Origin of the sequence: Paraburkholderia sp. BR14320 (genome assembly GCF_040948665.1) — a bacterium.
In the GTDB taxonomy this organism is placed as follows: Bacteria; Pseudomonadota; Gammaproteobacteria; order Burkholderiales; family Burkholderiaceae; genus Paraburkholderia; species Paraburkholderia youngii.
Map to the genome: position 1 here is coordinate 1 of NZ_JBFPKG010000062.1, position 13,996 is coordinate 13,996.

A 13,996-nucleotide genomic window follows, 5' to 3' on the forward strand; every position below is an offset into this window, starting at 1 on the left:
CGGCCAGATGGCGGCCGGCATCACGCACGAGCTGAACCAGCCGCTCGCGGCACTGCGCAGTTTCTCCGACAACACGCGCGTGCTGCTCGAACGCGGCGATCAGGCATCGGCGCGCGAGAATCTCGAAGCGATCGCGGCGCTCACCGAGCGCATGGGCAAGATCACCAACCAGCTGAAGCTGTTCGTCGGCCGCGCGCGGCCGCGCAGCGCGCGCGCGTCGATCGTGCGGGCGCTGCGCAACGTCGTCGCGCTGCTGCAGAAGCGTCTGCAGGGCGTCGAGCTCGAATTCGTGCTGATCGATGCCGAGGTCGACACCGACGTTGGGCCCGCCGCGGCGGCAGGCGGCGCGCGCGCACCGCTGAATCTCGCCGACGATCATCCGGAGCTGGTCGCGAACTGCGACGATCTGCGGCTCGAACAGGAGCTGATCAACCTGCTCGGCAACGCGCTCGACGCAACTGCCGGCATGAACCCGCCGCGTATCACGGTCGAGGTCGAGGCAAGCGCCGCGAACCTGTCGATCGCGGTCGGCGACAACGGTCCGGGCATTCCCGACGACGTGTTGCCCCACCTGTTCGAACCGTTCTTCACCACCAAGGAAATGGGCCAGGGGCTCGGCCTCGGCCTCGCGATTTCGTCGTCGATCGCGCGTGATTGCGGCGGCTCGCTGGTCGCGCGCAACGCGCCGCAAGGCGGTGCATCATTCGTATTGACGCTGCGTCGCGCGCGCGTGCAGACCAGTCCTTCGCACGATCCGCTGACGGCGGGCTCCTGAATTCACACTGACGCATCACCCGGAACACGCAATGAACGACGGCCTGCAAGTGCTGTATATCGAAGACGACGAACTGGTGCGGCGCGCGAGCGTGCAGAGCCTGCAGCTGGCCGGCTTCGACGTGGTCGGCCATGCATCGGTCGAGGCGGCGGCGAAGCTGATCAGCGCGGACTTTTCCGGTGTGATCGTCAGCGATATCCGGCTGCCCGGCGCGAGCGGCCTCGATCTGCTCGCGCAGTGCCACGAGCGCGCGCCCGACGTTCCGGTGATTCTGGTCACTGGCCATGGCGATATCTCGATGGCCGTGCAGGCAATGCGCGACGGCGCCTACGACTTCATCGAAAAGCCGTTCGCATCCGAGCGGCTGATCGAAACGGTGCGGCGCGCAATGGAGCGCCGCAAGCTCGTGCTCGAAAACCTGGCGCTGCGCCGTGAGTTGGCTGGGCAGAACGCGGTCGCGCCGCGCATGATCGGCCGCAGTCCGGCGATGGAGCAGGTGCGGCGGCTGATCGCCAACGTCGCGCCGACCGATGCGTCCGTGCTGATCAACGGCGATACCGGTGCAGGCAAGGAGCTGATTGCACGCAGCCTGCACGAGCTGTCGCCGCGGCGCGACAAGCCGTTCATCGCGGTGAACTGCGGCGCGCTGCCCGAGCCGATGTTCGAATCGGAGATGTTCGGCTACGAGCCGGGCGCGTTCACCGGCGCGGCCAAGCGGCGGATTGGCAAGCTCGAACATGCGTCGGGCGGCACGTTGTTTCTTGACGAGATCGAGAGCATGCCGCTCGCGCTGCAGGTCAAGCTGCTGCGTGTGCTGCAGGACGGCGTGCTCGAGCGGCTCGGCTCGAACCAGCCGATTCGCGTCGATTGCCGTGTGATCGCGGCGGCGAAAGGCGATATGGCCGAGCATGTCGCGGACGGCTCGTTCCGGCGCGATCTGCTATACCGGCTCAACGTGGTGACGATCGCGCTGCCGCCTTTGAGCGAGCGTCGCGAGGACATCGTGCCGCTGTTCGAGCATTTCCTGCTCGATGCGGCGGTCCGTTATCAGCGGCCGGCGCCGATGCTCACCGATCGCCAGCGAGCGAGCCTGATGCAGCGCGACTGGCCGGGCAATGTGCGCGAGCTGCGCAATGCCGCCGACCGCTTCGTACTCGGCATCGCCGACGAACCGGTGCTGTCGTTCGACGAAGACGACGGGGCCACGCATCCGCTAAAGGAGCGTGTCGAGCAGTTCGAGCGCGCGATGATCGCCGAGGCGTTGGAACAGGCGGGCGGCGTGGTCGCTGTCGCGGCAGACCGGCTGCAGCTCGGCAAGGCGACGCTCTACGAGAAGATCAAGCGATATGGCCTTGCGGCCAAAGGAGAGGGGGAGCGGTGAGGAGGGTGCCGCCGGCGAGAGATTGCGCCGGCGCGTTGCGGATCTGCGTGACCTGGTTTAGGCCGCGCCAGCTTTTAGCGCTTTCGTGAGCAACTGGTCGAGTTCCGCGAACTGCGGCTCTCCGACGTAGCGCTTCAGGATCTTGCCGTCTTTATCGACGACGAAGGTGGTCGGCGTGAGCTGCACGTTGCCGAACTGCTTGGCGGCCGAGCCGTCGTCCATGGCGACCTTGAACGGCAGCTGACGCGTTTGCGTGTAGTTGGTCACGTACATCGGCGCGTCGTAGTTCATCGCCACCGCGACGAATTCGAGGCCCTGGCCCTTGAAGCGGTTATAGGTCTCGACCATCTGCGGCATTTCCTTCATGCAGGTGTCGCAACTCGTTGCCCAGAAATTGACCAGATAAACCTTGCCTTTCAGGTCCGCGGTCGTGAGCTTCTGTCCCGAAAGCAGCGTGAAGGTCGCATCGGGCACGCGCTGCTGTCCAGCAAACGCGAAGTAACCGGCGACCGCGAGCGCAATGGCCACGGCCACCGCGATCAGATAGCGAAGCGGGTTCGTGCGCCGGGCGGCGGTCGGTGAATTGGAACTCATGGACGGAACCTCGTGAGTCGCGCGTGGCGCGGAACAATGGGTCGGTGCAATGGCGCTCGGGCCGGCGCTGAAGAGCTTTTCTATTGTAGCTGCAATGCGGCGGCTGCGCCGAAATGGCCGGAGGGCGCGGCTCGGCGCGACGGGCCGGCAGCCGATCAGCGGATAATGGCGTTTTATGCTCCGCAAGCCCGATCTCTTCCGCCCCATGCTCCAAACCGTTCTTCGCGTCTGCCGCTCAGTTGCGCGCGTTTCGTGCCGTGTTCCGTTGATCAGCCGAATTTCCGCCCGTCTTGCGGACGTCGTCCAGCCGGCGGGCCATTTCCTTCGCGCTTTCACGCGACCCGGTCACGCCCGTACCGTGCTCGGCGCGGTGACGGCCGCGTTGACCCTCGGCGTCGCGCTCAGCGCCTGCTCGCCGACCTTCGACTGGCGCACCGTGATGAACAACGATAAGGGCTACACGGTCGACTTCCCGGCCAAGCCGGGCAACGACCAGCGCGCGGTGCAGATCGACGGCACACCCATGCAGATGGCGATGCAGACTGCCGAAGCGGGCAATGCGGTCTTCGCGGTCGGCACCGTGATGCTGCCCGACGATAGCGACGCGACGCAGCGCGCGGCACTCGATTTCCTGCGCTCGGGACTGGCGCGCAACGTCGGCGCGACGCCCGATGCGCACGCGGTGCAGATCCCGCTGGCGGCGGGCGGCAAGATTCCCGGGCAGGAAATGACGGTGAGTGGCGCCGCGGGCGCCAAACACGAAACGCGCACCGTGTATGCGCGGCTCGTCGCGCGCGGCCGGCACGTGTACCAGGCGGCGATCATCGCCGATCAACCGCTGCCGCAAGACCAGGTCGACCAGTTTTTTTCGTCGTTCCAGCTATATTGAGCGCGGTATTTTTGGCCGAACGGACGCGCCTCAGAACGCCAAATGCAGTGAAAGTTCCTTCGCAGGTTTGCGAGCTAATTACCGGTTTACGTTGAGTTTTTTGAGTTACGCGCACAACCTGTGGATAACTCTGTTGAGAAGTCGCCCTCAAAGGCCGCAAAAGCCCATCAGACGGGCCTTTCGCCAAAATCAACGAGCGTAGGGCGTTTTAAAAACATCAATGAAATCAACGGCTTCGCGAGATGCCTGTCTGCACGCTTTCGAGTTGTATCAAAATCTAACAGGATCGTGGGCGTGTGAATAAGTCAAGTCTTGACAGTAGATTTTTCTACTCATAACGAGCCAAAAGCGCGGCGGTATTGGATTGCCTCGGCGACCTCCGCCGCGCTCGGCATCGCCGCCCCGGCTAGATCCGCGACGGTGCGCGCGACCTTCAACACCCGGTAATACGCGCGCGCCGACCAGCCAAAGCGCTCGCCGGCAAACTCGCGGTGGAGTAGCGATTCGGCTGGAATTTGCCCACTCGCGGCGAGGATGCCGAGTGCGATAGGCAGATCGAAACGACCGGATTCTTTCGGCAGGTCGGCGGGCGCGAGATTGACGGTGATGCGGCGGACCGGGAAGTCGAAACCGCAGTTCTGCAGCGCCGCTCGAACGCGCTCACGGCTCTCGCGCACTTCCAGGTCGGGCAGGCCGACGATCGAAAAGGACGGCAGTCCATTGGCGAGGTGAACCTCGACGGTCACTTCGGGCGCACGGCCAGCGGCCGGCGCGCGGCTGCGCACCACGGCAAGCGACATATTCCCTCCCGTCGGACAGCGCGCTCACTTCGCGCGCAAATCCCCTAAAACGCTGATGACGTCACGGCCCGCTTGCCGGTGATGTGCGGCACTGCGCAGCGCGAAGGCTGCTAGCAATGCTTACGGCGTCTGCGTGAGCGGCAGCTTCTGTTCGAGCTCGGCGACGCGGCGCTCGAGTTCTTCGAGGCGCGCGCGCGTACGCACGAGCACCTGGGTCTGCGTATCGAATTCCTCGCGCGTGACCAGATCGAGCTTCGAGAAGCCCTGCGACAGCATTGCCTTGACGTTGCGTTCGACATCCTTGGCCGGCGAATTCTTGAACAGATCGCTGACGCGAGCCTGGAAGTCGTTAAAAACGTCGTTCGGTTGTTTCATCGTGTTCCCCTTGGTGCACAAAAAATGTGCATGTTTCATTGCGCCCGTCCTCCGTTGCGGCGAATGGGCGATCCTGGTGCGCGCGGCTCCTTCGCTGCCGCCGCCGCGTGAGCGCGTTTGGTGCGCGCCTCGCGTTCAGAACGTTCGGACACTCTAGCAACGATCCCCCCGCCGCGCCACCGCTGGCCGCGCCGCTGGCCGTTCGGACAAGGCCGTCTGGGCGCGCTGCGCCACCCGCGCGACGCGCAGTCTGACACAACATGGCATAGGAGTTGCTGTTACTGCCGCGCGCGCACTGCCAGGGCACTTTTACCGCAAGCGCAGGAGACCGCGGTCACGGATACGCAACGGGCAGCAACGGTTCAGCAACAACTAGCGAGGATTTCATGAAACTCATTACCGCAATCATCAAGCCGTTCAAGCTGGATGAAGCGCGCGAAGCCCTGTCGGCGATCGGCGTATCGGGCATCACGGTGACCGAAGTCAAAGGCTTCGGGAGGCAGAAGGGCCACACCGAACTGTATCGGGGTGCTGAATACGTGGTCGATTTTCTGCCGAAGGTGAAGATCGAAGCAGCGGTATCGGACGACATCGTGGACCAGGCGATCGAGGCGCTCGAGCGCGCCGCGCGAACCGGCAAGATCGGCGACGGCAAGATCTTCGTCACGCCGATCGAGCAGGTGATTCGGATCCGCACCGGCGAGACCGGCGCGGACGCACTGTAAAAGACCAGAGCAAAGCGACACGGATCGCGACAAGAGGAAAACCAAGATGCGCAAACTCATGATGTCCCTGCTGATTGCCGGCTCGCTGCTCGCGGCCGGCGTCGGCACTGCCCTGGCGGACGACGCGTCCGCTCCCGCAGCCGCCTCCGCCCCCGATACGACCGCGAGCGCGCCGGCACCGGACGCCTCCGCAGCAGCCGCTGCCCCGGCTGCCTCGGCTCCCGCCGCCGATGCGTCCGCCGCGCCGGCCGCAAGCGCACCGGCCGCCGCCGACGCGTCGGCTGCCGCGGCCGCAGCCGCCCCGGCAGCGCCGACCGCCCCGTTCTCGGTCGATTCGTCGAAGATCAACTCCGGCGACACCGCGTGGATGCTGACCTCCACTGCGCTGGTGCTGTTCATGACGATCCCGGGCCTCGCGCTGTTCTACGGCGGCATGGTCCGCAAGAAGAACGTGCTCGCGACGCTGATGCAAAGCTTCGCGATCACCTGTCTGGTGACGATCGCCTGGACCGTGGTGGGCTACAGCCTCGCGTTCACGCCGGGCAACTCGTTCATCGGCGGCTTCTCGCGCGTGTTCATGACGGGCATGAACTACATCAAGGGCGACAAGGCCACGACGCTGACCGTCAGCCACCTCGCGCCGACGATCCCCGAGACGGTCTACTTCGTCTATCAGATGACCTTCGCGATCATCACGCCGGCGCTAATCACCGGTGCGTTCGCGGACCGCATGAAGTTCTCGGCGATGCTGGTGTTCATGACGCTGTGGTCGATCCTCGTCTACTCGCCGATCGCGCACATGGTGTGGGAACCGAGCGGCTGGCTGGCTACCGCGGGCATCCTCGACTTCGCGGGCGGCACGGTGGTGCACATCAACGCGGGTATCGCGGGGCTGGTCTGCTGTCTGGTGCTCGGCAAGCGCGTCGGCTACGGCAAGGAGGCGATGGCGCCGCACAACCTGACGCTGACGCTGATCGGTGGCGCGATGCTGTGGGTCGGCTGGTTCGGCTTCAACGCGGGTTCGGCGGTAGCGGCCGACGGCCGTGCCGGCTTCGCGATGTTCGCCACGCAGGTGGCGACCGCCGCGGCGGCGCTCGCATGGATGTTCGCCGAATGGGCGGCCAAGGGTAAGCCGTCGGTGCTCGGTATCGTGTCGGGCGCGGTCGCGGGTCTGGTGGCGGTGACGCCGGCGTCGGGCTTCGTCGGCACGGTCGGTGCGCTCGTGATCGGCATTGTGGCGGGTGTGGTCTGCTTCTGGTCGGCCACGTGGCTCAAGCACAAGCTCGGTTACGACGATTCGCTCGACGCGTTCGGCGTGCACTGCATCGGTGGGATCATCGGGGCCCTGCTGACCGGCGTGTTCGCGGTCAAGGATATCGGCGGCTTCGACGGCAACGTGATCCTGCAGGCGAAGGGCGTGCTGACGACCCTGATCTACAGCGGCGTGGTGAGCTTCGTGCTGCTGAAGATCATCGACATGGTGATCGGCATCCGCGTGACCGAAGAGCAGGAGCGCGAAGGCCTCGACGTGAGCCTGCACGGCGAGAAAGTCGAATAACGAAGAACCTGTTCCGCCGCGGGCCCGCGCTCCCGGGCTCCTCAGTCAGGAAAAAGTTAAGCGCAGCAAAGAGTTCGCCCGCCTTCATGGCGGGCTTTTTTCTTGCTGATCGGGTTGCGAACGGTAATTTTCCGCGCCTATCATCGAGATAGGGAGAATGCATTCGAGTCTGCTTGCGAATGGAGAAACCGTCCCCAAATGGACAAAGCATTTGCTCTACAATCTTTTTTCTCCAGTCTGCGAGTGATCAATGGTTCCGCACCTAGTTACGGCGTTAAACGGCCCGCTGCTCGACCTCGAGCGGAAGATCCTCGACGCCACGCCCGCTATCGAACGCTGGTTCCGGCTTGAATGGCAGGAGCACACGCCGCCGTTCTATTGTTCCGTCGATCTGCGTAACGCGGGCTTCAAGCTCGCGCCGGTCGACACCAACCTGTTTCCCGGCGCCTTCAACAATCTGCCGCAGGAAGTGCTGCCGCTCGCGGTGCAGGCCGCGATGGCGTCGATCGAAAAGATCTGCCCGGACGCGAAGAATCTGCTCGTGATTCCGGAGCGCCACACGCGCAACGCGTTCTACCTCGAAAACGTCGCCCGGCTCGCGTCGATCATGCGCCAGGCGGGCCTGAACGTACGCTTCGGCACGCTCGACGAAACCATCAACGGCCCGGTCACGATCGCGCTGTCCGACGGCCAGAAGCTCGTGCTCGAACCGCTCGAGCGCTCGCAGCGGCGCCTGGGGCTGAAGAACTTCGACCCGTGCTCGATTCTGCTGAACAACGACCTGTCCGGCGGCATTCCGCCCGTGCTCGAAAATCTGCACGAGCAGTACCTGCTGCCGCCGCTTCACGCGGGCTGGGCAGTACGCCGCAAGTCGACGCATTTCTCGTGTTATGACGACGTCGCGAAGAAGTTCGCGAAGATGGTCGAGATCGATCCGTGGATGATCAATCCATACTTCGCGCACGTCGAGGGCGTCGACTTCCAGCAGCGCACCGGCGAGGAAGCGCTGGCCGATGCGATCGACGGCGTGCTGAAGAAGATCGCGCGCAAGTATCGTGAGTACGGCATCTCCGAAAAACCGTATGTCGTGATCAAGTCGGATGCGGGCACTTACGGCATGGGCGTGATGACCGTGCACGACGCGTCGGAGGTCGCCGCGCTGACGAAGCGCGAGCGCACGCGCATGGCCGCGACCAAAGACGGCCTCGAAGTGCACGACGTGATCGTGCAGGAAGGCGTGTATACGTTCGAGCGCATCGGCGAGGAAGTCGCCGAGCCGGTCGTCTACATGATCGACCGCTATGTGGTGGGCGGCTTCTATCGCGTGCACGGCAGCCGCGAGCGCGACCAGAACCTGAACGCGCCGGGCATGCACTTCGTGCCGCTCGGCTTCGAGCACACGGCGCTGCCCGATGCGCACGCGAAGCCCGGCGCGGCGCCGCCGAACCGCTTCTATATGTATGGCGTCGTGGCGCGGCTCGGGTTGCTGGCCGCATCGGTCGAACTCGAAAAGACCGATCCCGAAGCGATCCAGGTCTAAACCACCTCGCGCGGCAGGATGGCGGCATGCGTGCCGCCATCGCCGTCTTCAAAGACTATATTGACGAACAATGTCACGCCCGTCAGGGCGCACCGGGACTTTCATGGACATTCTTTTCATCGCCGATCCGCTCAGCCAATTCAAGATTTACAAAGACTCGACCTACGCGATGATGGCCGAAGCGGCGCGCCGCGGTCACACGGTGTACACCTGCGAGCCGAAGCATCTGGCGTGGACGGGCGGCGATGTCGAGGCGAACGTGCAGCGCATTGCGATCACCGGCGATACCGCCGATCTGCATCGTGACGTCTGGTTCGCCGCCGATGCCGCCGCGCCGCGAGCGCTTGCAAGCTTCGGCGCGGTCGTGATGCGCAAAGACCCGCCGTTCGACATGGAATACGTGACGTCGACGTGGCTGCTCGAGCTGGCCGAGCGTGGCGGCGCGCGCGTCTTCAACAAGCCGCAGGCCATTCGCGATCATTCGGAGAAGCTCGCGATCGGCGAGTTCGCGCAGTTCGTCGCGCCGACGCTGGTCACGCGCGACCCGGCGCGTCTGCGCGCGTTCCACGAACAGCACGGCGACGTGATCCTGAAGCCGCTCGACGGCATGGGCGGCATGGGCGTGTTCCGCGTGAAGGCGGACGGTATGAACCTCGGCTCGATCGTCGAAATGCTGAGCCACGACGGCGCACGCTCGGTGATGGCGCAGAAATTCATCCCCGAGATCAAGGAGGGTGATAAGCGCATCCTGCTGATCGGCGGCGAAGCGGTGCCGTACTCGCTCGCGCGCATTCCTCAGGGAAATGAGGTGCGCGGCAACCTGGCGGCCGGTGGACTGGGTGTCGCGCGGCCGCTCAGCGAGCAGGATCGCAAGATTGCCGATACGCTCGCACCGGTGCTGGCGGCGCGCGGCTTGCTGTTGGTCGGACTCGATGCGATCGGCGACTGGCTCACCGAAGTCAACGTCACGAGCCCGACGTGTTTCCGCGAGATCATGGATCAGACCGGCTTCGACGTCGCCGCGATGTTCGTCGACGCGTTGGAGCGCGCGGTCGGCTGACGCGCCGACTCTAGCGGCCTTGATTGCCCGGCCGCACCCCCAATCTGGGTAGTAAATCCGCACCAGGCGCGCCGTCGGGATTGGCGCGAAAATGAGGCTGCTACAATGCCCGCTCGCCCGACGATGCATTCCCGCCCCCGCGACCCACGGCCGGTCCGGGGCGATGGCGAACCGGGCTCGAGTCCCGGTCCACGGTTTTGGGGCCGTTCTATTGCAGTAAGGCTGACATGGCAGGCATTCTGATCATTGCGCACGCTCCATTCGCCACCGCGTTGCGCGATTGCATTTCCCACATTTATGGCGGTTTGCCGGCGCGTATCGGCGTGATCGATGTGTCGCCGGATTGCGATCCCGCGCAGGTCGTCGCGTTCGCGAATTCGGAAGTCGCGCGGTTGAAGGAAGAGAATGGCGCGCTCGTGCTGACCGACATGTTCGGCGCGACACCGGCCAACATCGCGGGCCGGCTTGCCACTGAGCCGAATGTGCGCGTGCTGTGCGGCGTCAATCTGCCGATGCTGGTGCGTGCGGTCTGCTATCGCGCGACGCCGCTCGACACGCTCGTCGACAAGGCGCTCGCCGGCGCGACCAAGGGCGTGCACGCGATCGGACCGGCGACGCCGGAACCGGTCGCGGCGGCAGCCTGCCCGGTCGATTGCCTGCCGGCGCTGCCGCCCGACGCGGCGCCCGCTGACTGTGTTCCCGCGTTGCCGGCGGATGCCGATCTGACGCAGAAGCCGGACGCGCCCGGCCTGTAACTCGGGCTGGTTCGTAGGCAGGCTTCGACGGATTCAAGCGGTATCGCAACGGCGCCTGGCGCATTGCAGCCGCTTTGCAGTTTCACTTTTCACCATTTCATTCACCCGCGCTTCGGACCATCACATGCTGCAACAAGAAACGACAATTGTGAACAAGCTGGGGCTGCACGCGCGCGCGTCGGCCAAGTTGACGCAACTCGCGGGCAACTACCAGGCGGAAATCTGGATGAGCCGCAATGGCCGCCGTATCAACGCGAAGAGCATCATGGGCGTGATGATGCTAGCCGCGGGTATTGGCAGTACCGTGCTGATCGAAACGGAAGGTACCGACGAACAGGAAGCGATGGACGCGCTGTTGAAACTGATCGCCGATAAATTTGGCGAAGGTCAATAACGCCGCGCGCTTTGCGTTCGCCAAACCCAAAAATGCCGCGGCTCAGTCCGCGGTTTTTTTTCGCCGCCGACATTTGAATATCGGAAGAGGCCCGCTGTTAATCGACATTAAGGGTTGTAGAAGCGGCGCGAAAGCCGCAGGGAAGAATGCGTGAGGCGACATGGGGCGGCATGCGCGCATGGCGACACGCGTTTTCAATGTTTAAACCATATTTTTTTTTGCGCGACGCGTATAGAGCGACGTTTGGTCGGGTATGAGGACACCTGGTTGCGATAATTCGTGCTGCGCTGCACACACCGCCGACATACTTCAAAAAGGCGCGGAATTTATAATGCCAGGTACAGTCTGAGAGCATTGCAGCGGTTTGCCGCGGCATTACACAACTAGAGGAGGTGCGCGTGTCATTCACGCTGCATGGAATTCCCGTGTCACGCGGTATCGCCATCGGGCGGGCCTATCTGATCGCCCCGGCAGCACTCGACGTAGACCACTATCTGATCGAACCCGCCCAGATCGAAGGGGAGGTCGGGCGCTTTCGCGCGGCCCAGCAACGCGTCCATGAAGAACTCAACGTGCTGCGCGCCGATCTCGCCGCGGATGCCCCCAGTGAAGTGGGCGCGTTCATCGACGTTCACACGATGATCCTGAACGACGTGATGCTCGTTCAGGAAACCATCGACCTGATCCGCACACGCCGCTACAACGTCGAGTGGGCGTTGACCGAACAACTCGAAAGACTCTCGCGCCATTTCGACGATATCGAAGACGAATACCTGCGCGAACGCAAAGCCGACATCGAACAGGTCGTCGAGCGCGTGCTGAAGGCGCTCGCGGGTGCACCGGGCATCGTCGACAACGTGCATGGCGCGTGCGATGAAATGATCGTCGTCGCGCACGACATCGCGCCGGCCGACATGATGCAGTTCAAGACGCAGACCTTCCAGGGCTTCGTCACCGATCTCGGCGGACGCACGTCGCATACCGCGATCGTCGCGCGCAGCCTCGGCATTCCGGCCGCGGTCGGCGTGCAGCATGCGAGCGCGCTGATCCGCCAGGACGATCTGATCATCGTCGACGGCGACCACGGCATAGTGATCGTCGACCCCGCGCCGATCGTGCTCGAGGAATACTCGTATCGGCAAAGCGAGAAGGAGCTCGAGCAGCGCAAGCTGCAACGGCTCAAGTTCTCGCCGACGCAAACGTTGTGCGGCACGCGCATCGAACTGTGCGCGAACATCGAGCTGCCGGACGATGCGCGCGCGGCAATCGAATCGGGCGCGACCGGCGTGGGTCTGTTTCGCACCGAGTTCCTGTTCATGAATCACAAGGACCGGATGGCCGAAGAGGAGGAGCAGTTCAGCGCGTATCGTCGCGCGGTCGAGCTGATGAACGGCTTGCCGGTCACGATCCGCACGATCGACGTCGGCGCCGACAAACCGCTCGATTCGATGGCCGGCGGCGACGGCTACGAGACCGCCGTGAATCCGGCGCTCGGTTTGCGCGCAATTCGCTGGAGCCTGTCCGAGCCGCAGATGTTCCTCACGCAGCTGCGCGCGATCCTGCGCGCGTCGGCGTTCGGCAAGGTGAAGATCCTGATCCCGATGCTCGCGCACGCGCAGGAAATCGACCAGACGCTCGATCTGATCCGCGAAGCCAAGCGCCAACTCGACGACGCGGGCATTGCTTACGATCCGAACGTGCAGGTCGGCGCGATGATCGAGATTCCGGCCGCCGCGATCGCGTTGCCGCTGTTTCTGAAGCGGCTCGATTTCCTGTCGATCGGCACCAACGATCTGATCCAGTACACGCTCGCGATCGATCGCGCGGACAACGCGGTCGCGCATCTGTACGACCCGCTGCATCCGGCCGTGCTGCATCTGATCGCGTTCACGCTGCGCGAAGCGAAGCGTGCGGGCGTACCGGTGTCGGTGTGCGGTGAGATGGCGGGCGATCCGGCGTTGACGCGTCTGTTGCTCGGCATGGGTCTGACCGAGTTTTCGATGCATCCGAGCCAACTGCTCGAGGTCAAGCAGGAGGTGCTGCGCTCGCATCTGAAGACGCTCGAAAAGCCCGTGGCCGACGTGCTGGCTTCGTTCGAGCCGGAAGAGGTGCAGGCGGCGCTCAAGCGGGTCGCGCTGGTGTGAATCCGACGCGCTCGCTCGCGCCCGTTGAACGAAAAACGCCGCATATGCGGCGTTTTTCTATTGCGGCGTCAATCGAGCGGGCAGCGGGGAACCCCCTCAAGAGCCGTGCACGTGGCCGCACACCGGGCAATCCGGCTGACGTCCGATGCGCATCGTGTTCCATTCCATCCGCAGAGAATCGAGCATCGTCAGGCGGCCCACGAGCGGCGTGCCGATTGCGCCGATCACCTTCAGCGCTTCGGCCGCCTGCATCGAACCGATGATGCCGACCGTCGGCGCGAACACGCCCATCGTCGAGCAGGCGACTTCCTCGAACGGCTGGTCTTCGGGAAACACGCATGCGTAGCATGGCGACGCTTCGTCGCGGAAATCGAAAGTGCTGATCTGGCCGTCGAAGCGCAGCGCCGCGCCCGACACGAGCGGCACGCGATGCTGGACGCACGCGCGGTTGATCGCGTGACGCGTCGCGAAGTTGTCGGTGCAATCGAGCACGACGCTCGCGTGCGGCACCTCGCGATCGAGCCATGCATCGTCGACGCGCTCGGCCACCGCGTTGATGACGACCTCGGGATTGATCTGCGCGAGCGTGTCGCGCCCGGACTCGACCTTGCTGCGCCCAACCGACGCGCTGACGTGCAGGATCTGGCGCTGCAGATTGGTCAGGTCGACGGTATCGGCATCGACGAGCGTCAGACGGCCGACGCCCGCCGCCGCGAGATACATTGCGGCCGGCGAACCGAGCCCGCCCGCGCCGACGATGATCGCGTGGGCATCGATAAAACGCTGCTGCGCCTCGATGCCGATTTCGTCGACGAGGATATGGCGGGAGTAGCGAAGGAGTTGATCGTCATTCATGGCGGGCGCGTGGGGTGTGTCGCTATGTCGCGGTGTCGCGCAACGAGAGGCTGGCCGAGGGGCCGCGGCGCGCATTCGCGGCTGTTATTTTAATCGCGCGGGGAGGGTGGCTGCTGCGGCTTGCCGTGAGACGCCGCCGGTTGAGCGGCGG

Annotated in this window: 13 protein-coding genes and 2 pseudogenes; 10 read left to right on the top strand and 5 right to left on the bottom strand. The window is 64.3% G+C overall.

The annotated features are described in order from the left end of the window. Nucleotides 1–775: sensor histidine kinase (locus tag AB3X89_RS34160; protein WP_368587202.1), on the top strand; the 775-nt coding region annotated here is incomplete at its 5' end. A gap of 31 nt (nt 776–806) precedes the next feature. After that, complete coding sequence (locus AB3X89_RS34165) at nt 807–2,156, top strand: sigma-54-dependent transcriptional regulator (RefSeq protein WP_368587203.1); 1,350 nt, start codon at nt 807–809, stop codon at nt 2,154–2,156. Nucleotides 2,157–2,213: 57 nt separating this feature from the next. Here the strand turns inward: AB3X89_RS34165 and AB3X89_RS34170 are convergent, their stop codons facing one another. Then, nucleotides 2,214–2,750 carry a TlpA disulfide reductase family protein gene (locus tag AB3X89_RS34170; protein WP_368587204.1) on the bottom strand — a complete coding sequence of 179 codons (537 nt, stop codon included), beginning with the start codon at nt 2,748–2,750 and terminating at the stop codon, nt 2,214–2,216. A gap of 205 nt (nt 2,751–2,955) precedes the next feature. Here AB3X89_RS34170 and AB3X89_RS34175 point away from each other — a divergent pair, with 205 nt between their 5' ends. Then, nucleotides 2,956–3,639 (top strand): hypothetical protein, encoded by a 684-nt coding sequence (locus AB3X89_RS34175; protein ID WP_368587205.1) that lies wholly within the window; start codon nt 2,956–2,958, stop codon nt 3,637–3,639. A gap of 332 nt (nt 3,640–3,971) precedes the next feature. Here the strand turns inward: AB3X89_RS34175 and AB3X89_RS34180 are convergent. From AB3X89_RS34180 to AB3X89_RS34190, 3 genes and pseudogenes are all read right to left on the bottom strand, one after another. Beyond that, nucleotides 3,972–4,112: pseudogene (locus AB3X89_RS34180) on the bottom strand (ATP-binding protein); the annotation flags it as partial. Next, nucleotides 4,113–4,439: pseudogene (locus AB3X89_RS34185) on the bottom strand (magnesium chelatase domain-containing protein); the annotation flags it as partial. It lies immediately after the preceding pseudogene. Between the two features lie 120 nt (nt 4,440–4,559). Continuing rightward, nucleotides 4,560–4,814, bottom strand: a complete 255-nt coding sequence (locus AB3X89_RS34190; RefSeq protein ID WP_026228952.1) for an accessory factor UbiK family protein — start codon at nt 4,812–4,814, stop codon at nt 4,560–4,562. A gap of 386 nt (nt 4,815–5,200) precedes the next feature. Between AB3X89_RS34190 and AB3X89_RS34195 the strand changes: the two genes are divergently transcribed. From AB3X89_RS34195 to ptsP, 7 genes are all read left to right on the top strand, one after another. After that, nucleotides 5,201–5,539: a P-II family nitrogen regulator gene (locus tag AB3X89_RS34195; RefSeq protein ID WP_006048089.1), complete on the top strand. Its 339-nt coding sequence runs from the start codon at nt 5,201–5,203 to the stop codon at nt 5,537–5,539. Nucleotides 5,540–5,585: 46 nt separating this feature from the next. Beyond that, complete coding sequence (locus AB3X89_RS34200; RefSeq protein WP_368587206.1) at nt 5,586–7,097, top strand: ammonium transporter; 1,512 nt, start codon at nt 5,586–5,588, stop codon at nt 7,095–7,097. 250 nt (nt 7,098–7,347) lie between these two features. Beyond that, on the top strand, nt 7,348–8,637 hold the full coding sequence (gshA, locus tag AB3X89_RS34205) for a glutamate--cysteine ligase (RefSeq protein ID WP_018434736.1): 1,290 nt from the start codon (nt 7,348–7,350) through the stop codon (nt 8,635–8,637). 103 nt (nt 8,638–8,740) lie between these two features. After that, complete coding sequence (gene gshB, locus AB3X89_RS34210) at nt 8,741–9,697, top strand: glutathione synthase (protein ID WP_368587207.1); 957 nt, start codon at nt 8,741–8,743, stop codon at nt 9,695–9,697. Nucleotides 9,698–9,924: 227 nt separating this feature from the next. Then, nucleotides 9,925–10,452, top strand: coding sequence for a PTS sugar transporter subunit IIA (locus AB3X89_RS34215; protein ID WP_368587208.1), 528 nt, complete (start codon nt 9,925–9,927; stop codon nt 10,450–10,452). 124 nt (nt 10,453–10,576) lie between these two features. After that, nucleotides 10,577–10,846, top strand: a complete 270-nt coding sequence (locus AB3X89_RS34220; RefSeq protein ID WP_013088266.1) for an HPr family phosphocarrier protein — start codon at nt 10,577–10,579, stop codon at nt 10,844–10,846. Between the two features lie 398 nt (nt 10,847–11,244). Then, on the top strand, nt 11,245–12,990 hold the full coding sequence (ptsP, locus tag AB3X89_RS34225) for a phosphoenolpyruvate--protein phosphotransferase (protein ID WP_368587209.1): 1,746 nt from the start codon (nt 11,245–11,247) through the stop codon (nt 12,988–12,990). A gap of 96 nt (nt 12,991–13,086) precedes the next feature. Here ptsP and AB3X89_RS34230 read toward each other — a convergent pair whose 3' ends face one another. Continuing rightward, a complete protein-coding gene (locus tag AB3X89_RS34230; RefSeq protein ID WP_368587210.1) occupies nt 13,087–13,845 on the bottom strand; it encodes a ThiF family adenylyltransferase in 759 nt (252 codons plus the stop codon). Nucleotides 13,846–13,996: the final 151 nt, after the last annotated feature.

Coding starts and splice junctions, on each gene's coding strand:
- AB3X89_RS34165 (WP_368587203.1), top strand. CDS start 807: ATGAACGACGGCCTGCAAGTGCTGTATATCGAAGACGACGAACTGGTG.
- AB3X89_RS34170 (WP_368587204.1), bottom strand. CDS start 2,750: ATGAGTTCCAATTCACCGACCGCCGCCCGGCGCACGAACCCGCTTCGC.
- AB3X89_RS34175 (WP_368587205.1), top strand. CDS start 2,956: ATGCTCCAAACCGTTCTTCGCGTCTGCCGCTCAGTTGCGCGCGTTTCG.
- AB3X89_RS34190 (WP_026228952.1), bottom strand. CDS start 4,814: ATGAAACAACCGAACGACGTTTTTAACGACTTCCAGGCTCGCGTCAGC.
- AB3X89_RS34195 (WP_006048089.1), top strand. CDS start 5,201: ATGAAACTCATTACCGCAATCATCAAGCCGTTCAAGCTGGATGAAGCG.
- AB3X89_RS34200 (WP_368587206.1), top strand. CDS start 5,586: ATGCGCAAACTCATGATGTCCCTGCTGATTGCCGGCTCGCTGCTCGCG.
- gshA (WP_018434736.1), top strand. CDS start 7,348: ATGGTTCCGCACCTAGTTACGGCGTTAAACGGCCCGCTGCTCGACCTC.
- gshB (WP_368587207.1), top strand. CDS start 8,741: ATGGACATTCTTTTCATCGCCGATCCGCTCAGCCAATTCAAGATTTAC.
- AB3X89_RS34215 (WP_368587208.1), top strand. CDS start 9,925: ATGGCAGGCATTCTGATCATTGCGCACGCTCCATTCGCCACCGCGTTG.
- AB3X89_RS34220 (WP_013088266.1), top strand. CDS start 10,577: ATGCTGCAACAAGAAACGACAATTGTGAACAAGCTGGGGCTGCACGCG.
- AB3X89_RS34230 (WP_368587210.1), bottom strand. CDS start 13,845: ATGAATGACGATCAACTCCTTCGCTACTCCCGCCATATCCTCGTCGAC.